Source organism: Hymenobacter pini, from assembly GCF_020421205.1.
In the GTDB taxonomy this organism is placed as follows: domain Bacteria; phylum Bacteroidota; class Bacteroidia; order Cytophagales; family Hymenobacteraceae; genus Hymenobacter; species Hymenobacter pini.
Map to the genome: position 1 here is coordinate 161122 of NZ_JAIZZH010000006.1, position 19116 is coordinate 180237.

General features: G+C 60.4%; 17 protein-coding genes. 8 read left to right on the forward strand and 9 right to left on the reverse strand.

The window, feature by feature from the left end:
• Positions 1-29 precede the first annotated feature (29 nt).
• From LF252_RS20360 to LF252_RS20390, 7 genes are all read right to left on the reverse strand, one after another.
• Positions 30-272 carry a DUF6952 family protein gene (locus LF252_RS20360; protein ID WP_226271433.1) on the reverse strand — a complete coding sequence of 81 codons (243 nt, stop codon included), beginning with the start codon at positions 270-272 and terminating at the stop codon, positions 30-32.
• A 12-nt stretch (positions 273-284) separates the two neighbouring features.
• Positions 285-602 carry a thioredoxin family protein gene (locus tag LF252_RS20365; RefSeq protein WP_226271434.1) on the reverse strand — a complete coding sequence of 106 codons (318 nt, stop codon included), beginning with the start codon at positions 600-602 and terminating at the stop codon, positions 285-287.
• A 124-nt stretch (positions 603-726) separates the two neighbouring features.
• On the reverse strand, positions 727-2238 hold the full coding sequence (locus LF252_RS20370) for a T9SS type A sorting domain-containing protein (protein WP_226271435.1): 1512 nt from the start codon (positions 2236-2238) through the stop codon (positions 727-729).
• A gap of 19 nt (positions 2239-2257) precedes the next feature.
• On the reverse strand, positions 2258-2935 hold the full coding sequence (locus LF252_RS20375) for a phage tail protein (RefSeq protein ID WP_317197876.1): 678 nt from the start codon (positions 2933-2935) through the stop codon (positions 2258-2260).
• A 2-nt stretch (positions 2936-2937) separates the two neighbouring features.
• The gene (locus tag LF252_RS20380; protein WP_226271525.1) at positions 2938-3462 is read right to left on the reverse strand and encodes a phage tail protein; all 525 of its coding nucleotides are present in this window, start codon (positions 3460-3462) and stop codon (positions 2938-2940) included.
• A gap of 184 nt (positions 3463-3646) precedes the next feature.
• Positions 3647-4303 (reverse strand): phage tail protein, encoded by a 657-nt coding sequence (locus tag LF252_RS20385; protein WP_226271436.1) that lies wholly within the window; start codon positions 4301-4303, stop codon positions 3647-3649.
• A 27-nt stretch (positions 4304-4330) separates the two neighbouring features.
• Positions 4331-5461 carry a hypothetical protein gene (locus LF252_RS20390; RefSeq protein ID WP_226271437.1) on the reverse strand — a complete coding sequence of 377 codons (1131 nt, stop codon included), beginning with the start codon at positions 5459-5461 and terminating at the stop codon, positions 4331-4333.
• A 272-nt stretch (positions 5462-5733) separates the two neighbouring features.
• On the opposite strand from LF252_RS20390, the gene LF252_RS20395 reads away from it, so the two are divergent.
• From LF252_RS20395 to LF252_RS20405, 3 genes are all read left to right on the forward strand, one after another.
• Complete coding sequence (locus tag LF252_RS20395) at positions 5734-6330, forward strand: arylesterase (RefSeq protein ID WP_226271438.1); 597 nt, start codon at positions 5734-5736, stop codon at positions 6328-6330.
• 66 nt (positions 6331-6396) lie between these two features.
• Positions 6397-7086 (forward strand): hypothetical protein, encoded by a 690-nt coding sequence (locus LF252_RS20400; RefSeq protein WP_226271439.1) that lies wholly within the window; start codon positions 6397-6399, stop codon positions 7084-7086.
• A 119-nt stretch (positions 7087-7205) separates the two neighbouring features.
• Positions 7206-8381, forward strand: coding sequence for a glutathionylspermidine synthase family protein (locus tag LF252_RS20405; protein WP_226271440.1), 1176 nt, complete (start codon positions 7206-7208; stop codon positions 8379-8381).
• A gap of 95 nt (positions 8382-8476) precedes the next feature.
• Here the strand turns inward: LF252_RS20405 and glgP are convergent, their stop codons facing one another.
• Positions 8477-10129: an alpha-glucan family phosphorylase gene (glgP, locus tag LF252_RS20410; protein WP_226271441.1), complete on the reverse strand. Its 1653-nt coding sequence runs from the start codon at positions 10127-10129 to the stop codon at positions 8477-8479.
• Between the two features lie 376 nt (positions 10130-10505).
• Here glgP and LF252_RS20415 point away from each other — a divergent pair, with 376 nt between their 5' ends.
• From LF252_RS20415 to LF252_RS20435, 5 genes are all read left to right on the forward strand, one after another.
• Entirely contained in the window at positions 10506-11948 is a 1443-nt protein-coding gene (locus LF252_RS20415; RefSeq protein ID WP_226271442.1) for a hydrolase, read from the forward strand.
• A 260-nt stretch (positions 11949-12208) separates the two neighbouring features.
• Positions 12209-14119 carry a glycoside hydrolase family 13 protein gene (locus LF252_RS20420; RefSeq protein ID WP_226271443.1) on the forward strand — a complete coding sequence of 637 codons (1911 nt, stop codon included), beginning with the start codon at positions 12209-12211 and terminating at the stop codon, positions 14117-14119.
• A 90-nt stretch (positions 14120-14209) separates the two neighbouring features.
• Positions 14210-14917 (forward strand): SDR family oxidoreductase, encoded by a 708-nt coding sequence (locus LF252_RS20425; protein WP_226271444.1) that lies wholly within the window; start codon positions 14210-14212, stop codon positions 14915-14917.
• A 137-nt stretch (positions 14918-15054) separates the two neighbouring features.
• Complete coding sequence (locus LF252_RS20430; protein WP_394370414.1) at positions 15055-16902, forward strand: alpha-amylase family glycosyl hydrolase; 1848 nt, start codon at positions 15055-15057, stop codon at positions 16900-16902.
• A gap of 92 nt (positions 16903-16994) precedes the next feature.
• A complete protein-coding gene (locus LF252_RS20435; RefSeq protein ID WP_226271445.1) occupies positions 16995-18407 on the forward strand; it encodes an MFS transporter in 1413 nt (470 codons plus the stop codon).
• A gap of 76 nt (positions 18408-18483) precedes the next feature.
• Here the strand turns inward: LF252_RS20435 and LF252_RS20440 are convergent, their stop codons facing one another.
• Entirely contained in the window at positions 18484-18891 is a 408-nt protein-coding gene (locus LF252_RS20440; protein WP_226271446.1) for a hypothetical protein, read from the reverse strand.
• Positions 18892-19116: the final 225 nt, after the last annotated feature.

Consider the following 19116-nt stretch of genomic DNA (forward strand, 5'->3'; position numbering starts at 1 on the left):
CAGCGCTTTTTTGCTGCTCTACAGCTTTTCTAGCTAATGCTCACGCGCACTTTGGCAGTGTACTCGCGCAGGGCGGTTTTGAAGTCGGAGCCGGTGTCCTTCATGTGGTTGAGGATGAAGATGGCGGCAAACACGTGGGTGAGTTGCTCACCTTCATCTTCGCCTTCCACCTCAATGGCCAGAGGCTGCTCTTCCAGCAGGGCCTCTTCGGCCGCTACCAGGCTTTCCAGCGTCTGGGTTTCTACCAGGCGCTTGATTACGGGCATTTTCATAGCAACTCAGGCTTAGTTCAGGCGCGAAATCAGGCTGGCTACGGCCTCCTCTTTGCTGGCGGCCACGGTATCTACCAGCTCCCCGTTGCGGAACACGGCAAAGAAGGGCAGGTTGGTTACGCTGGCCAGCTTGCGGGCTTCGGGGCTGGTTTCAGCGTTTACGTCGAGGAAGGCAATGCCCTGGTTTTCCTCGGCTTGGGCCAAGCGCTTGAATTTAGGCGAAAACAGGCGGCAGTTGCCGCACCAATCGGCGTAGTATTTCACCACTACTTTTTCATTCTCCTGAAGCAGTTGCTGAAAATCGGCGTCGGTGGCTTTCGTTACGGACATTATGCAGTTGGTTGGTATGAAATCGAGCTCAACAGAGGAGAATGATTCTCATCTGGCAGCAAAGGTAAAGCCCAAATCGACCAAAAAAGTTTGCCGGTGCCAACTTTCCTCCCGAAGCTCTTTGCTACTCTCGCACTACCCGCGTGCGTACCGTCCGGCCATCAACCACACCCGAGAGAACATACACGCCCACTGGCTGCGTAGCGGCAAAGGTGGCGGGCAACTGATTTTCACCGGCCTGTAACGGCACCGTTACCTGGCTTACCTGGCGGCCCACGGCATCGTGCATGGTCAGCTGCACGGTTTGCGGCCGGGCCGCCGTCAGCAGAATGGTGTAAGTGTCGTGTGCGGGATTAGGCCAGGTGGCAATGGAGGCCGGTGGCAGCGGGAAGGCTACCATCTGTACCGCCGAATACGTGGCGGTACCGTCCGTATCCAGCTGGCGCAGACGGTAATACTGCCGGACTCCGCGGCGGGCCGCATCGGCGTCGGTGTAGCGGTACTGCTGGGGGCTGGCTGTGGTACCGTGCCCGGCCACAAAGCCCAGGCGGCGGAAAGTGCTGCCATCCAGGCTCACTTCCACCTCAAACCCCTTGTTGCTCAGTTCCTGGGCCGTGCTCCAGCTTAGCAGCGCATTCTGGCCCTGGGCCTGGGCTGTGAAGCTAACCAGCGTTACGGGCAGCGGGCGGTTGAGGTCGGAGGAGGCAAAGACGCCATAGGTGTTCTGCAGGTCAGAGGTGAGGGTATTGGCCGTGGGGTTCACGCTACCCTGCGAAGGTTCCCAGTTGCTGCCATTCCAGCGCTGCAGGCGCAGCCGGCTTTCGATAATGGTGTTAGGGCTGGTATTCCATTCACTATCCTGGTAGCCCAGCGTGAGCGTGGACGTGGGCGTGATGGTGTAGTTGGCCGGCGTGATAATCCAGAACCGGTCGAGGGCGTAGTTGGCGTCGCCCTGCAGAGAGGTAACCCCGGCGGGCAAGGGCAGGTTGGTGGCCGGCGTGGCGTAGGTAGTAAAGGCCAGGCTGCCGTTGCTGCTGCCAGCACTGGTAATGGCCGCCGTCATAGAGAGCGGGGCGGCGCTGGTACCCATGGGTACGGTGTAGGTGCCCGTGTTGGCCCCAATCACCCATACCAGACGGCCATAGCCGGCGCTGGGTGTACTTTCGGCTACCAGCCGACCCGTGGTCTGGCTCAGGGCTGAGGCGGCGCCGTTGTTGAGCGTAACCGTGCGGGAGTTGAGTTGCACCTGCGTGGCGCCCAATGTGAGCACCCCGCCGCTGGCCCCTACTGCCACATCCGCCGCCAACTGCACCGGGCCCGCGGCCTCACTTACATCCAGAGAGTGAAACGTGGTGGCCGTAGTGCCGCCAATCTGCTGGGCGGCCGTACCGTTCAGCTTCACCGTGCCGGTAGCGGGCGTGAGTACGCCGCCGGTGGTAGCGTTGCTCCAGTTGCCGGTCAGGCTGAGGGTACCCGCGTTATCGATAGTGCCGCCGCTGCTAACAGTTACATCACCCACCACCGATACCTGCGCGCCCGCCTGAATTGTCAGAACGGCCCCTTGGTTGGTCAGGCCCTGTCCCAAGGCTGGGGCAGCGGTGGCCAACACTCCTCCAATAAGTAGAAGTTGCTTCATAGAAAAAGAGGAAAGCGGGTTAGCCGCGTGGGGGAAAAACACCCTGCAGGGCAATGCAGTAAGAAAATACCAGGTAAGGCTGCATGTTGTTGTGGGGCTGGGCACTGCCGCTGGCCCCGCTGCCCATTGTGCCGGTACCCGTAGCCTCGTACTGGGGCTCACCGGAGCCATTGCTGGCGAGGTAGGCATTTTCGGGGGAGCCCAGCGTGCCCAGTTCTGTGCTGTACGTCAGGGCCAGGGTATGCTGGTGAGTAGGCATTTCTGATTCCACCAGAGTGGTAGTGGCGCTGCCCCCGGTTTGGCCCTGGTCGTAGAGGCTCAGCCCCTGACCCTGGCCGGTTCCGATGGCTACGCGGCCGTTCAGATTGGGCAGAGCAAACGTAGATTTTCCATCCCCCCCGTACATAGTACCTAACAGAGCAAACAAGGCCGTATTCTGGGATATGGGCATAAGCTGCCCGTCGCAGCGGGCGTAGCCCTTAGGTACGAAGTGGTTGAAGGGAAACATCACTATTTCCCCCACGAAAGGAGAGGAGCCGCCCGTGAGCGTGCCCGCCGTGGCCGGTGTGCTGCGGCCCAGCAGGGCCTGCAGAGGTCCGGCCAGAAAACTTCCGGCCACCAGGCCCGACAAGCGCTTGAGCAGGCTGCGGCGGCCCGGCTGACTGGGAGCGGAAGAAGCAATAGATAAGGCTGACACGGCTAGTTGGGGCTGGGGAAGATGCCTTGTAGGGCAATAACGTAGTTGAGGGTAAGGTAAGGTTGGCGGTTCTCGTGGGCCTGGTTGCCGCCCGCCGAGCTCGAAACGTTCACGGGCGGGGTGGTGCTCGTGGAGTTAGCCAATGCCGCATTCACGGTGCCGGCCGCACCATACTGGGGCCCGCCACCGCCGTTATCGGCCGGGTAGTTGTGCACCGTGGGCCCTGATGTACCCGACAGTGGAGTAGTGCCTGGGGCCGTACTGGCCTTCATGCCGTGCACGTGCGGCGGAATCTGCGTGGCCAGCAGCGTGTGGCTATCAGCACCGCCTTTCTGGCCCAGAATATAGCCGTCGCCGTCGCCCACGATAACCCGGCCCCGCAGGTCGGGTAGGGCAAAGTTCACTCGGCCGTCGCCACCGTAGGTAGTACCCAGCAGGGAAAACAGGGCCTGGTTCTGGTTGATGGGCAGCAATTGGCCATTGCATTGCGCCCACCCTTTAGGGGCGAAGTTGAAGGCCACCAGCATAATTTCCGACAGGAACGGCTCGTTGCTCTGCGTACCGGCAACGCCGAACGGGTTGGCCGCGGCAGCCCGGCTTTTACCCAGCAGCAAGCTCCCACCCAGCACGGCCCCCATCCTCTTAAACCAGCTCCGGCGCGAGGAGCCGTCGGCTGGCAACTCATTATGTATCGGCATGATAGAAGGGGGCTTAGGTCTGAGAGGGGAAAATTCCGAACAATGAAATGATATACCGCACGGCCAGGTAGGGCTGCATATTGTCGTGGGGCTGGCTCCCACCCATGGCACCCAGCGTTTGGCTAGGTTGGGTTACTAGGCCGGTAGTCGCCTGTGTGTACTGGGCCGAGTTGGAGCCGCTGTCGGCAAAGACCCCTCCGAGGGGGGAGGCGGAGGTACCGGCCGTGGTGGTAACGCCCACCGTGTGCGTGTGCGCCGGAATCTGGTTGAGCGTAAGCTTCACAGTTTCTACTCCGCCCGTCTCGGCCATAGTGTAGCCGTTGCCCTGATGCACCGGCACACGGCTTTGCAGGTTAGGGAGGGCGAAGGTTTCCTGCCCGTCGCCCCCGTAGGTGGTGCCAATCAGGTTGAATAAGGTTTCATTCTCGGAGATAGGCAGCAGTTGACCCTCGCAGAACATCCAGCCAGCGGGGGCGAAGTTGCCGGCGAAAATGGAAATTTCGCCCACGTAGGGCTGGCCTCCGGTGGGGCGCATAGACACCAGCTGCCGGGGCTGGGCCGCCGCTGTGGGCTGCAGCCAGCGCCGGAAGCGCTGAAGCAACGTGCGGCGACCGGCCGCGGAGCCGGATGCCGAAGAAGTGAAGTCGGCCATAAAACGAGCAGAACTCAAAGCGGAAATACGGAAAAAACAGGCTGCCTACGACTCGCGGCGCCAGGCGCTGTTCGTGTAGATGTAGCGCGCCGCGTATTTGGGCAGGATGTTGCCCGTGCCGCTGCCCGATACCACCTGCAGGTACTCATTGTCGTTGTTGACGATAACCAGCCGCTGGCCTTCCGTACCCGTGCCCAGCGTCACGACGCCATTAGCCGCAGCGTTGTTGGTGTACACGATGTTGGTAACGCCCGGATTCACGGTCACGGCCGTTGTTGGGGCCGGATTCACTGAGTTGCTCTCGGCCGTGTAGTTGCCCGCGCCCACCGTCGACCAGCCCGTGGCCGTGTACTGGTAGAGGCCGGGCGTGTTGTCGGTCTGGATGATGAGCAGGCCCACGGCGGGGCTGGAAATCAGGTCTCGGTCGGCCTTTGTCATACGCGGGGGCAGCAGGCCTTTGCGGGTGCCATTCACTTCCAGGGCCGCCGAAACTGCGGTAACGGCACCACCGACGCCCACAGTGCCGGTGCCCTTGGGCTGCAGAATCAAATCCTGATTGGCAGCCGAGCCGGCCGCGTACACCGAGTTGGAGCCGATGCCCACGCCCTGGCTGGCATCGGAAGTGCGGAACTCCGCGCCGCTGGTGCTGGTGAGGGCACCCGTCACGTACAGGGGCCGGGCGGTGGGGTGGTTAGCGGTGGTGCGGGTGGCGGTGGCTACGTCGAGCTTGTTGGTGGCCGTAACGCCCACGCCCGTGTTACCGGGCACGTTCACGTTGCCGCTGCCATCCACGGCCAAGCCAGCCGTGGCGGCGGCCGAGCCAGTGAGCAGCTTGCCGTTCAGGTTCAGGTTCTGGGTAGCGGTATGGTCGCCAAGGTTATCGGCCACCATGCGCACCCAGCTGTTGCCGGTGCGCACGTAAATGCCGGGAGTATTGTCGGTCTGATACACTACCAGACCTTCGGCCGGACTGGCAATCCTGTCCCGGTCGGCCATAGTCAGGCGCGGGGGCAGAAACCCTTTAGGCGTGGTGGTAGTGGTGGCCACCTCCAGCACCGCCGACACATTCGGCGTAGGAGTACCAATACTTACGCCGCCGGTCTGGGCGCGGGCTGAAAATGAGCCGGTTGCCAGCACCACGGCGGCCACCACTTGAAACTGTAGATTTTTGTCCATACGCGCCAAAAAGAGAACTGCACCCACCGGTGCTAAATAAGGTGTCAAAGCTAGAAAGTATAGACCAGATTGTTACTACTGAATCTGAGGATATTATAAAACCCTAGCTCCATAGTAGCAACCTTGACCATGACCGCCTACGTATGTAAGGGGTTATTCAGTCCAGCAAATTCTTAGCCCAGCCATCTGCCCGCCCGGCCAGCCCGGTGCCCGTACCGTATTAACCGGGTAGCCTTTGTACCCCGGCCTTTCCGCACGCTTTTCTCCCTACCATGCGCACTCTTCTTTTCTTCGGCGACTCCCTCACGGCCGGGTATCAGCTCCGCGCCAGTGAGTCGTTTCCGGCCCGTATTCAAGAAAGGATTGACGCCGCCGGCCTCGCCTACAAAGTCTACAACTACGGTGTGAGCGGCGAAACCACGGCCGGCGGCCGGCAGCGCATCAGCACCGTGCTGCCCCGCTTTGAGAAAATCGACGTGTTTGTGCTGGAGTTGGGAGCCAACGACGGCCTGCGGGGTATTCCAGTGCGCGAAACCACCCAGAATCTGCAGTTTATTCTGGATGCCGTGCGGCGGGCCCACCCAGAGGCCCGCGTGGTACTGGTAGGCCTGGAATTTCCCTTTGATTTGGGACCCTTGGCCACGCTGGGCGGCGGGCGGCTGGGTCATTACGCGCAGGAGTTCAATGCCCTGTTCCGGCAGCTGGCCGAGAAAAATCAGGTCGATTTCGTGCCCTTTCTGCTGCACGGCGTAATGGGCCAGCGCCACCTCAACCTACCCGACGGCGTGCACCCCAACGCCGAGGGCCAGAAGTTACTGGCCGCCAACGTATGGCAAGTGCTACGCCCGGTGCTGGAGCGGCAGCCGTAAAGCGGTAGCCCGGAAGGGTAAATCTGCTACTTTAGCCCCACGTTCTGCCTCCTCACTTTTCCTGCTATGAAACGCCCCTTTTACCGCCTCGGCGACTGGCGCCGCAACCTGTTCTTGCTCACGGCGGCTGCAAGCCTGGGCCTGGGTATCCTGCCCGCCTGCTCTTCCAATGACAGCCGTACCGATGCGGCAGATTCCTCCTGGGATAATGCCGCCTCCGACTCCTACAGCCAGGGCGTCATCACCGAAATGACGGAAACCCAACCGGGCCAGTGGAAAATTACGGCCGAGCGGCCCGCTGGTAAGGAGGAAGTAGCCGCCATCCTGCGGCATTTCGATGGCAAGGTGGACACGCTGCAGGGCCAGGCCTTGCAGCAGCAGATGCAAGACTACACCCGCCGCAACCCTGAAAACCGCGTAGGTGGCACCAGCATGATGGACGTGCTCATGTGGAGCGGTATCGGGTATATGGCCGGCCGCTGGCTTACGCCTAACCCCGGCTACTACGCCTCCCCCGGTATTTTTCAGCGAAATAACGGCTGGCGGCAAACCATTGCCCAGGAGCGGGACAATGAGCGGCGCAGCTTTTTCGGACGGGGCTTCTCGGGCAGCCGCACCAGCGGCAACGCCGGTATCAGCGCCAGTCCCACCGTGCGGCGCACCGTGTCGCGCAGCACCTACCGCAGCTCCGCACCCCGCAGCAGCCGCAGCAGCGGCTTCGGCAGCCGGGGCGGTAGCCGGGGTTTCGGCGGATAAATTCTTCACTGTCCACGTGTTTCAACGGTGCCTCGGAGTACTGTCAGAAATTTAAAATGGGCTTCAATAAGCCGTGAGTGTGCGGTTTGCTTAAAAACTGACGCTTAAACCAATACCGTATGATTCGTTTGTTGCCGCTGTCGGGCAATGTGGAGCCGGCCATTCGCCAGCTGGGCTGGGACTGGGCCGTGGAAGACGCCTGTGCCGCTTATTTGGCCCCCGAAGCCGTGGCCCTGCCTGAAGCTGAGGCCGAAACTCTGCTCCAGGCCGCCGACACGCTCTACGAGATGCTGGTACAGGCCGTGCCCGACCCTATTCCCGACGACTTCCTGCAGCGGCTCGGTATTCCCGCAAACCTCTGGGAAGCCGTGCGCCACAGCTGGAACGACGAGCGGCACTGGCACCTCTACGGCCGCTTCGACCTGGCCCAGACGCCCGACGGTCCCAAGCTAGTGGAGTTCAACGCCGACACGGCCACCAGCATCCCCGAAACGGCCGTGGTGCAATGGGCCAGCCTGATGGCCGCCGGCCGCCCCGCCGAGGAACGGCAGGCCAACGGCCTGTTTGAGGCTTTGGAAGCCCAGTTGCATCACTGGCGGGAGCTGAACCCCGACCTGGTGCCCCATCTGCTGCTGGTACACCTGCCCGACAGCGCCGAGGACGAAACCAACTGCGCCGTAATAGCCGAAGCCGCCCGCGCGGCCGGGTTTGAAACCGCTTTCAGCTGTTCCGCGGACGCCATGCGCGTGGCGGTGGAAGGAGAGGACCGGGGTGTTTGGGCCGAAGTGGCTCCAGGGCAGTGGCAGCGTTTCGACTTTCTGTTTAAGCTGGTACCCTGGGAGCTGCTGGCTGATGAGGAGCCCGAGCTTACCGCCGACCTCACTCACCTATTGCTCACCCGTGACCTGATCATTGCTAACCCGGCCTACGCACTCCTGTTCCAGAGCAAAGCCCTGCTGGCCCGCCTATGGGAGGTGTTTCCGCACCATCCGCTGCTGGTAGAAGCCAGCCTGCGTGACCTGCCGGGTCACCACGTACGCAAGCCCCTGTTCGGGCGCGAAGGCCAGAACCTAACCGAGCTGGAAGGTACGCAGACACGCCAGGAGCAGCCCGGCGACTTTGCCGACCAGCCCCAGGTGCGCCAGCGCTGGCTCGACTTCCCTACTGATGCCCAAGGCCGCTGCTACCAGGCCGGCGTGTTCTGGGCCGGCGAAGCCTGCGCCCTCAGCTTCCGCCGGGACGTGGGTATCATCACCAACCTTTCGGAGTTTGTGCCGCACGTTCTCACCGAGTAGCAACTGGCCCACGCGGTTTAGTTAAAACCGAAAGCGGGTTTCCCCTCCTCAGCTGAGAAGGGAAAACCCGCTTTCGGTTTATTGCCTTTTGACTACTACTTGGCGTCGTACATGCGCTGGTAGTACTCGGTGGCCATGCGGTGCGATTCGAACTCGGGCTCTACCTCACGCATGCCGGTTTTCACCAGCTCCAGAAACTTCTCGGGCTGGCCGTAATACAGAGGCACAATTTCGTTTTCGAGCACGTCAAGCACGTTGGTGGCTTCGATGTTGTCCTTCACTTCATCGGGCTGGTTGATATCGGTATGCTCAATGATGAAGCCGTTTTCGCCGTGGCGCACGAACTCCGGAATCCAGCCGTCGGCGATGCTCAGGCTGGCGGAGGCGTTCATGGCGGCCGTCATGCCGCTGGTACCGGAAGCCTCGCGGGGGTAGCGGGGCGTGTTCAGCCAGATATCAGAGCCCTTCTTGAGGGCCGCAGATAGGGCTAGCTCGTACCCGGTCAGTACAGCACAGTTTTTCAGGTTCTTGGTCTTCTCAATGATGCTGTTGAACAGGCCGATGGCACCAAAGTCCTTGGGATAGGGCTTGCCGGCCCAGATTACCTGTACGGGCCGCTCGGCATTGTTCACAATGTCCAGGAACCGCTCGAAGTGGCGCAGAATCAGGTCGGAGCGCTTGTAGCCGGCAAAGCGGCGGGCCCATACCACGGTTAGCACCTCCGGGTCGAGCAGGGTGCCGGTCTGGTCGGCCACGATGTCGAACAGCTGCTTTTTCAGCTCCCGCTTACGGGCTTTCAGGGCCGCGTCGTCGCCAGCTTCCAGGGCTTCGTGCAGGGCTTTGTCGCGCCAGTAGGTGCCGTTCTGCGAGTTGGTAATGGCAATGATGGGGCAGATGCCCGCGTTAGTGCCCCACATATCGTTGGCCACCTCACCGTGTACTTTCGATACGCCGTTCGAGATGCGCGAGAAGCGCAGGGCGGTGAGGGTGTAGTTCACCCGCTCATTCTCCACCAGGCCCATGGCGCGCACTTCCTCCAGCGGCACGTTGCCGAAGAACGACATATCGTGCAGCAGCTTCACGGGGTGCTCCTCATTACCGGCCAGCTCGGGCGTGTGCGTAGTAAACACCAGGCGCTTCTTCACCTCGTCCAGGTTGCGGCCGTGCTTATCGTAGAGGTAGAAGGCCAGGGGCAGGCCGTGGCCCTCGTTGAGGTGATATACCTCCGTGTGACGGCCCAGCAGATCCAGCAATTTGCCCCCACCTACACCCAGCAGAATGCTCTGGGCCACGCGGGCGGCCGTGTCGGCGTCGTAGAGGTGGTGCGAGATGGTGCGGGAGAGGTAGTCGTTTTCCGGAATGTCCGTCGTGAGGAAGAACATGGGAGCCGTGCCGAACGTGTCGGGGGCCAGGTACAGGGCCTTCACCAGCACCTGCGCGTTGTGAATAGTGATGGGGAACACCAGGCCGGTATCCTGCAGGAAGCTGTAATACTTCAGGCGGAAGTCGGCGCGCATGGTCTGGTCCTCATTGCGGCCTTGGTCGTAGTAGCCAAACGACCACAGAATGCTGATGCCTACCAGGTTTTGCTTGAGCTCATACACGGAGCGCATGTGCGAGCCGGCCAAGAAGCCCAGGCCACCGGAGTAGGTTTTCAGGGCCTGGTCCAGGGCAAACTCCATGGAGAAGTAGGCAGCAGGAGTGCTGAACTCGGGAGCGGGGGTATAGGGATTAAACTCGAATGCCATCAGAAGCAAAGAATGTGCGGTGAGTGAGAGCTTACCGGCAGCTCATATAGAACCAGCCGGCTGGTTGAAAGCCCAAAAAAAGCGGAAAACTGCGGACCATCCGGATTGCATTCAAATAAGAATGCCAAAATGTTAATGCGCCACTAGTAAAAGGCAAACAAGCACCATCAAGGCCCTGCGGAGTGGCAGGAGTGAGCTTGCCTATCATTTCAGGGAGAAAGTTGTACTTCCACTATATAACACCTTCTTATTCGGAGCTAACTATTTGATAATAATTCCTTAATATTCCCTGCCCCTTCCACCACTCAGAGGCCCGATACCTTTGTTGAAAGGGTTTTTCAGTCCTTTTTCTCACCCTCCACAACCACACTCCCCTATGCGCTACCCCCTGCGCTGGCTCACGGCTTCGCTGCTGAGCCTCTCCGTCTTGTCCTGTGCCAAACAGGATAATCTCCCCTCACCCGTTGCTGCCACTAGCGCTACGGCCGCTGCCGATGTAAGCAGCGCCGGCTTCCCGGAAGGGTTCGAAACCGGCACCAAAACCGCCTACACCGCTGGCTCCGTTACGTTGGGCTCTGGCTCCTGGACCCTCGACGATGCCCTGCTGGGCAACACCACCGCCGACCCCAAAACCGGGGCGCAATCGGCTCGGGTACGCAACGTGGGCTCCCTCACCATGAACTTCAACGCCACCACCGGCGCGGGCGTAGTAACGGTGCAGCACGCCGTGTACGGTACCGATGGTAGCTCTACCTGGGAGCTGTGGGTAAGTCAGAACAGCGGCAGCAGCTACACCAAAGTGGGCAGCACCATCACCACCAGCAGCTCCACGCTGAGCACAGCCTCATTTACGGTGAACCTGAGCGGCAACATCCGCCTGCAGATCCGCAAAACCTCGGGCGGCACCAACCGCATCAACATCGATAACGTGACGATGGAGCAGTACGGTGGCGGCACCACGCCGCCACCCACCGGCACGGCCAAAAAATTCCTGTTCGACGCCACCCACGCTGAAACCGCCGGCAACGCCGACTGGGTGCTGGACGTGGACGGCGGCGTAGTGCCACGCTACCCCACGCCAGCCGCTTCGGGCATTACCAGCAGCACTTCGGAAACCTACTGGACCGGGGCTGTATCGGCCTGGGGCGTATCCTTGGTGAAGCTGGGCCACTCGGTGGAGAACCTGCCCGTGGGCACGGCCATCACCTACGGCAACAGCAGCAACGCCCAGGATTTGAGCAATTACAACGTGTTTGTAATTGACGAACCCAACACGGTATTCACCGCAGCCGAGAAAACGGCCATCCTGAACTTCGTGAAAAACGGCGGCGGCCTGTTCATGATTTCTGACCACGACGTATCGGACCGCAACAACGACGGTTGGGACTCCCCGGCCATCTGGAACGACCTGATGACCAACAACTCGGTGCAGAGCAACCCCTTTGGTTTCAGCATCGACCTGACCAACATCGTGGAAACCAGCTCCAACGTACTGGCCAGCAGCACTAACACCATCCTGAACGGCTCGCAGGGGGCGGTTACCCAGCTGAAGTTCAGCAACGGGGCTACCATCACCAAAACCAGCGGCTCGCAGGCTACCCCGCTAGTGTGGCGCTCCACTTCGGCCCAGGGCAACTCCAACATCCTGTGCGCCAGCAGCACCTTCGGCAGTGGCCGCGTCTTCGTTATCGGCGACTCCTCGCCGGCTGATGATGGCACCGGCTCGCCCGGCAACACGGTGTACCCCGGCTGGACGGAAATTGCCAGCCACGCCAAGCTGCACATGAACGCCTCGTTGTGGCTGGCTAAGCTGCAGTAGTACGCCAGTTTATTATTCGGGCCTCCTTTTTAGCCCCGCTACCTGCCCTGCAGGTGGCGGGGCTTTTTGGTGCTAGCATACGTGGCTTATTTGTCGTGCTGCAACGCCATTAGCCGGCTCAAACTAACTACCAAGTTAAATTCATCAATCCAGCATCAAAAACCCATCAATACATCATCAATCTACCGGGGCAAAACAGTAGCGTGGGAGGGGGGTGCGTGCGTACCTTGGCAGAACCGTTTCTGATTTCCTACCCACGTATGAATTCCTTCCGATTCCTGCCCCTGCTGGCTGGCTCCTGGCTGGCCGCCACTACCTCGTCTGCAGCCCTGGCTGCCCCGGCCCTGACCGTTACTGAGGCCACTGCCCCGGCCGCCAAAACCAGTGCCATTCAGCGTATCGACCCCACGTTTTGGTGGGTAGGTATGAAAAACCCCAAGCTGCAACTGCTGGTGCACGGGCCCGGCATTGCCAGCAGCACCGCTACGCTCAAAGCCTACGAGGGCGTGACCCTGGACGGCGTGCAGAAGCTGGAAAGCCCGAATTACCTGCTGCTCAATCTCACCATCAGTCCTTCGGCCAAGCCGGGCAAGCTGCAGCTGGAGTTCAAAGGGGACAAGAAAACCACTTTCGCCTACGAGCTGCGCCAGCGCACCACCCCCGGCGACAAGCAGAAAGTGCAGGGCCTCACCCAGCAGGATTTCATCTACTTCCTGATGCCCGACCGGTTCTCGAACGGGGACCCCAAGAACGACTACATTGCCGGCATGCGCGCCCCCAAAGTGGCCCGGGACTCGATGTACTCGCGCCACGGCGGCGACCTGAAGGGCCTCGAAAACCACTTCGACTACGTGAAAGAGCTGGGCGCCACGGCCATCTGGATGACGCCGGTGGTGGAAAACGATATGCCCAAGGCCAGCTACCACGGCTACGCCCTCACCGACTACTACAACACCGACCGACGCTACGGCACGCTGGAGGAGTACAAGCAGTTTGTGGACAAAGCCCACGCCAATGGCCTGAAAGTGGTGCACGACGTGGTGCTCAACCACATGGGCTCGAAGAACTACCTGTTCCTCGACCAGCCCGCCAAAGACTGGTTTAACCAGTGGCCCAACTTCACGCGCAGTAACTACAACTCGCAGGCCCTCAACGACCCTTACGGCTCCGACCTGGACCGGCGACTATACAACAAAGGCTGGTTTGACACCACCATGCCCGATGTGAATCAGAGTAACCCGCTGGTGGCTACTTACCTGATTCAGAACTTCCTGTGGTGGGTGGAGTACACTGGCCTCGACGCCTACCGCATCGATACCTATCCGTACTCCGACCCCACGTTTCTGATGCAGTGGGGGCAGGCCCTGAACGACGAGTTTCCGAACCTGTTCAAGTTTGGCGAGGCCTGGGTGGGCAGCACGGCCCAGCAGGCGTTCTTCGCCCGAAACATCTTCCAGCCGGTAGATGGCTTCAAGTCGAACCTGGAGTCGGTGTTTGATTTCCAGTCGACGTTTGCCCTGCACGATGCCATCAAGGGCGACCAGCCCAACATGGGCAAGCTCTACGATGCCCTGCAGGGCGACTGGATGTACGAGGATGCCACCCGCAACGTGACTTTCCTCGACAACCACGACATGAGCCGCTTCTACTCGGTGATTGACGAGGACTTCGGCAAGTACAAGCTGGGCATTACCTGGCTGCTCACCTCGCGCGGCATTCCGCAGCTGTACTACGGCACCGAGGTGCTAATGAAGAACTTCTCGAACCCCGATGGCAAAGTGCGCGAGGATTTCCCCGGCGGCTTTGCCGGCGACAAAACCAACTACTTCACGGCCGCCGGCCGCACCGGCCAGGCCGGCGAGGCATTCAACTACGTGAGCAAGCTAGCCCAGTACCGCAAGGCCCACCCGGTGCTGGCTACGGGCAAGCTGATGCAGTTCATCCCGCAGGACGGGGTGTACGCCTACTTCCGCTACAACGACCAGGGCCAGGCCGTAATGGTGCTGCTCAATGGCAACAAGGACGAGAAAACCGTGGACGGGGCCCGCTTCGTGGAGCGCACCAGCGGCTTCACGGGCGGCACCGAAATTATGACCGGCGCGGCGCTGTCAGACCTGAAGAGCTTTAAGGTTCCGGGCCGCACGGCCTGGGTGGTAGAGCTGAAAAAATAAGAATAGGCCGGGCCGGCGGGAACCACTGCCGGCCCGGCGTACTTATTGAGTATCATTCGGTATTATTTTCAGCTTAAACCTGATGAAACGATGACCGACCTGACCGATAAAGTTGCCATTGTAACGGGTGCCAGCCGCGGCATCGGCCGCGCCATTGCCTTGCTGCTGGCCATGCAGGGCGCCAAAGTGGTGTCCGTAGCCCGCACCGCCGAGGAGCTGGAAGAGCTCAACAGCAAAACCCAGGGCCTGGCCATTCCGGCCGACGTAGCCGACGAGGAAGACGCGGCCCACATCGTAGCTGAAACGCTCAGCTATTTCGGGCGGCTCGATATTCTGGTGTGCAACGCGGGCGTGGGCTCTTTCAACCTGCTCGAACACTTCGATGCCGCCGAGTGGGACCGGATTTTCGACGTGAACGTGAAGGGCACCTTCCTGCTGTGTAAGGCCGTGGTGCCTCATTTCAAGGCCCAGGGCCACGGCCACATTGTGGGCATCACCTCCGATGTGAGCAAGCGCACCTTCGAGCACGGCACCGCCTACGGGGCCAGCAAGTACGCCCAGGATGCCCTGCTTAGCTCGTTGCGCAAGGAAGTGCGACCCCACGGCGTGAAGGTGAGCACCATCTACCCCGGCCTGGTGGATACCTACTTCAACGACTCCCGCCCCGGCAATCCGGATGCCGAGAAAACCCATCTTAAGCCCTCCGATGTGGCCCACGCCGTACGCTACGTGCTGGAAGCGCCCGCCCACGTGGTTATCGATGAGCTGATGCTGCACCCCATGACGCAGGAGTGGTAATCTGTTCAGTTGCCAGTTGTGCGTTGCCCGTTGCCAGTTCTTGGTGTAGAGGTAGTAGATTACGGTTTGTAAACATTTCATCAGCCCCCGGCTACCTGCCCTGACAACTCGTAACTGGCAACCGGTAACTGACTTTTATGAAATATCTTTTCCTGCCGGCCGCCGCTTGTGCGCTGGGGCTGGCCGCCTTCGGGCTTTCTTCCTTCACTTTGCAACCTCCCGCTTCCGTGGCCGAAACCGTGTATTCTTCGGACCCCAATACCACCGACGAGCAGCCCCAGGATCATAAGCTGGTGATTTACCAGATGATGACCCGCCTGTTCGGCAACAAAGCCGCCGTGAACAAGCCCTACGGCACGCTCCAGGAGAACGGCGTGGGCAAGTTCAACGACATTACCGGCCCGGCCCTGCAGGCCATCAAGAGGCTGGGCGCCTCGCACGTGTGGTACACCGGCGTGATTGAGCACGCCACCATGACGGACTACACCAAGCAGGGTATTGCCCTGGATGATGCCGACGTGGTGAAAGGCCGCGCCGGCTCGCCCTACGCCATTAAGGACTACTACGACGTGAACCCCGACCTGGCCGTGGACGTGAAAAACCGCATGCGGGAGTTCGAGGCCCTGGTGAAGCGCACCCACGACAACGGCCTGAAAGTCATCATCGACTTCGTGCCCAACCACGTGGCCCGCACCTACAAGTCGGATGCCCATCCGGCGGGCGTGGCCGACCTGGGGGAGAAGGACGACAAGAACGTGGCCTTTGCGCCCAACAACAACTTCTACTACCTGCCCGGCAAGCCCTTTGTGGTACCGGCTGGCTACAACCCGCTGGGCGCGCTGAAAGGCCCCCGCGAGGACGGCAAATTCCAGGAAAACCCGGCCAAGGCCACCGGTAACGACGTGTTTTCGGAAGCGCCCAAGGTGGACGACTGGTTTGAAACCATCAAGCTCAACTACGGCGTCGATTACCAGAACGGCCGCCAGAAGCACTTCACGCCCACGCCCGATACCTGGCTGAAGATGCGCGACATCCTCATCTTCTGGGCCAGGAAGGATGTGGACGGCTTCCGCTGCGACATGGCCGAGATGGTGCCGGTGGAGTTTTGGGCCTGGGTGATTCCGGAGCTGAAAAAAGTGAACCCTCAGCTGGTGTTCATCGGCGAAGCCTACGACGCCAAGACGTACAAGATGTACATCGAGCAGGGCCACTTCGATTACCTCTACGACAAGGTGGGCCTCTACGACGGCCTGCGCCGCCTGATGCGCGGCGAGGGCACCACCGAGGACATTACCCGCGTGTGGCGGGAGGAAAGCCGGGGCTTCTCGGGCCACATGCTGCGCTTCCTGGAAAACCACGACGAGCAGCGCATTGCCAGCAAGGACTTTGCCGGCAACCCCCGCGCCGCCATTCCGGCTATGACGGTTTCGGCCACGCTGGGCACCGGCCCGGTGATGCTGTACTTCGGGCAGGATGTGGGCGAGCCGGCTCACGGCTCGGAAGGTTTCTCGGGCGAGGACGGCCGCACCACCATTTTCGACTATTGGGGCGTGCCCGAGCACCAGAAGTGGATGAACGGCGGCAAGTTCGACGGGGGCCGCCTCAGCCCCGAGCAGCGCCAGCTCCACGACTTCTACGCCCGCCTGCTCACCCTCACCAGCCAGAGCGACGCCATCCGCCGCGGCCGTTTCTACGAGCTGCAGGACGCCAACAACCTGGATGCCCAATACAACCAGCGCCAGCTGTACACCTACGTGCGCTACACCGAGAAGCAGAAGCTGCTCATCGTGGTGAACTTCAGCCCGGATAAGACCTATAAGCCCACCATCCGGATTCCGCAGAATGTGATGCAGCTCATGGGCCTCAACTCCCAGCAGTTTTACACCTACTCCGAGCTGCTCAGCCAGGCCTCGCCGGTGCAAACCCTCAACCTCACGCTGGCTCCCCAAAGCGCCTACATCTTCGAAATCACCCCCAAAAAATAGTGCTTAGTTGTTGGTGCTTAGTGCTTAGGCTGTTTTCATAACAATCTAAACACTAAGCACTAACCTCTTCTCCTTAATTCCCACACCGTCATATGGCCACCAGTGTAGCAGCCGCGCCCACCGGCACCCGCAGAAAACCTCGCCTTAGCTTCTGGCAAATCTGGAACATGAGCTTCGGCTTCATGGGTATTCAGTTCGGCTTCGCCCTCCAGAACGCCAATACCAGCCGCATCTTCTCCAATCTGGGGGCCAACGCCGATGATATTCCAATTCTGTGGGTAGCGGCTCCGCTGACGGGCCTGCTGGTACAGCCTATTATCGGCTACATGTCGGACCGCACGTGGAGCCCACGCTGGGGGCGGCGGCGGCCCTTCTTCCTGATCGGGGCTATTCTGGCGTCGTTGGCTATGTTGATTATGCCTAATTCGCCTTCCCTGATGATTGCCGGCGGCATGCTCTGGATTATGGACGCTAGCATCAACATCAGCATGGAGCCGTTCCGGGCTTTCGTGGGCGACAAGCTGCCGGGTGAGCAGCATACGACAGGCTTCGCCATGCAGTCTTTTTTTATTGGGGTTGGCGCGGTGGTAGCTTCGCTGCTACCCACGTTGCTCACCGGAATGGGCGTGGCTAATGAGGCTCCGGCTGGTATTGTGCCCAACTCCGTGAAATACGCTTATTACCTGGGAGCAGCGGCGTTTTTCCTGTGCGTGCTGTATACCGTACTGACCTCTAATGAATATCCACCGGAGGATATGGAGGCATTTGAACGGGAGAAGAAGTCTGTTACGCTAGCCCAAGGTGTGAAAGAAACCTTCACGGGCGTACTACACATGCCCAAGGTGATGAAACAGCTAGCCTCGGTGCAGTTTTTTACATGGTTTGGGTTGTTCTGCATGTGGATTTTTATGACGCTGGCAGTAGCTAAGCACGTCTACCATACCACCGACACTACCTCACGGACGTTCAACGAAGCGGGCAACTTTGTAGGCAATGCGTTTGCCATGTACAATGGCGTATCAGCTGCTTTTAGCTTATTGCTTCCGTTGATTGCCCGCAAAGTCAGCCGCCGCCTTACCCATATGCTGTGCCTGACGGCCGGTGGTCTGGGTCTGATTTCGGTAGCATTCATTACTGAGCCTTGGATGCTGTACATCAGCATGGTAGGCGTAGGTGTGGCTTGGACCAGCATTCTGTCGGTACCTTATGCCATGCTGGCCGGAGCCATTCCTTCGCATAAGATGGGCCATTATATGGGTGTGTTCAACGCCTTCATCGTAACGCCTCAAGTATGCGCCTCGCTGGGGCTGCCGGCTATCATGAAGGCGTTTCCCAGCCTCGACCCATTGAACGTTGTAGTATTGGGCGGGGCGCTAATGATTATCGGTGGCTTGTTAACCCTGCGTGTGTCGGATGATGAGCAAATACACCTGCCCTTGGAAGAGGATGTTCAGCCGCTGAATGCTGCTTACGATGCTGGGGCCCAGCCCAACCCAGCCCTGTAAGGCAATTCGCCATAAGCAGAAGGCCCCGCCGTACCAGAGTGTACGGCGGGGCCTTCTGCTTATATCAGATCTGGTTTTATCCGTGTTGCAGCCACTGCTGGGCTGGGAGTTCTTCGGTGAATACCTGCAGCCGGGTGCTGTTGCTGGGGTCGTGGTCGAACTCGGCGAGGCGGGGGCGCAGGATGTCGGCGTGGTAGGGAGTGGTGAGATAGGCAATGCGGCGCGTGGTGCCGGGCAGAGCCGCTTTGAACGCCGCCCGGAAGTCCTCCAACACCCACTGCAGGTCCACAGGGTCGGCCAGGCCCCGGCTGCGCAGGTCAATCAGCCAGCGACCTGCCTGCTCCTGCTGGGCCATTTCCAAGGCAGTTTGATACCCCTCCCGGTGCTCCTCAGAGGTAGCCGGCCGCGTCCAGCGCAGAAACAGCAGCTGCAGGTCGGGCCGATAGGAGAGGCGCAGATAGTCGAGGGCAGGAGGAGCGGACATAAGACAGGCAGGTAAAGGTACGCTTGTTTTGGCCGAGTGGATGCAGCGAAGCTTCATTGTTGACATGAAATGAGCATGAAGCCACTGAGTGCAACCTACGTAGGTTGCGCTGGTCAATAGCGCACAAAGCCCGGCCAAGCGCCGCACCCGTTGGCGGTTGGTTTTCGGGCTTTGACGGTTGAAACTCTCCGGTTGGTTGGAACCCGGCCGCTTCGACCGGGGGCA

Bases quoted from the DNA above. Each gene is read 5' to 3' on its own strand.
- LF252_RS20360 (WP_226271433.1), bottom strand. From the start codon at position 272: ATGAAAATGCCCGTAATCAAGCGCCTGGTAGAAACCCAGACGCTGGAA.
- LF252_RS20365 (WP_226271434.1), bottom strand. From the start codon at position 602: ATGTCCGTAACGAAAGCCACCGACGCCGATTTTCAGCAACTGCTTCAG.
- LF252_RS20370 (WP_226271435.1), bottom strand. From the start codon at position 2,238: ATGAAGCAACTTCTACTTATTGGAGGAGTGTTGGCCACCGCTGCCCCA.
- LF252_RS20380 (WP_226271525.1), bottom strand. From the start codon at position 3,462: ATGCTGGTGGCCTTCAACTTCGCCCCTAAAGGGTGGGCGCAATGCAAT.
- LF252_RS20390 (WP_226271437.1), bottom strand. From the start codon at position 5,461: ATGGACAAAAATCTACAGTTTCAAGTGGTGGCCGCCGTGGTGCTGGCA.
- LF252_RS20395 (WP_226271438.1), top strand. From the start codon at position 5,734: ATGCGCACTCTTCTTTTCTTCGGCGACTCCCTCACGGCCGGGTATCAG.
- LF252_RS20400 (WP_226271439.1), top strand. From the start codon at position 6,397: ATGAAACGCCCCTTTTACCGCCTCGGCGACTGGCGCCGCAACCTGTTC.
- LF252_RS20405 (WP_226271440.1), top strand. From the start codon at position 7,206: ATGATTCGTTTGTTGCCGCTGTCGGGCAATGTGGAGCCGGCCATTCGC.
- glgP (WP_226271441.1), bottom strand. From the start codon at position 10,129: ATGGCATTCGAGTTTAATCCCTATACCCCCGCTCCCGAGTTCAGCACT.
- LF252_RS20415 (WP_226271442.1), top strand. From the start codon at position 10,506: ATGCGCTACCCCCTGCGCTGGCTCACGGCTTCGCTGCTGAGCCTCTCC.
- LF252_RS20420 (WP_226271443.1), top strand. From the start codon at position 12,209: ATGAATTCCTTCCGATTCCTGCCCCTGCTGGCTGGCTCCTGGCTGGCC.
- LF252_RS20425 (WP_226271444.1), top strand. From the start codon at position 14,210: ATGACCGACCTGACCGATAAAGTTGCCATTGTAACGGGTGCCAGCCGC.
- LF252_RS20430 (WP_394370414.1), top strand. From the start codon at position 15,055: ATGAAATATCTTTTCCTGCCGGCCGCCGCTTGTGCGCTGGGGCTGGCC.
- LF252_RS20435 (WP_226271445.1), top strand. From the start codon at position 16,995: ATGGCCACCAGTGTAGCAGCCGCGCCCACCGGCACCCGCAGAAAACCT.
- LF252_RS20440 (WP_226271446.1), bottom strand. From the start codon at position 18,891: ATGTCCGCTCCTCCTGCCCTCGACTATCTGCGCCTCTCCTATCGGCCC.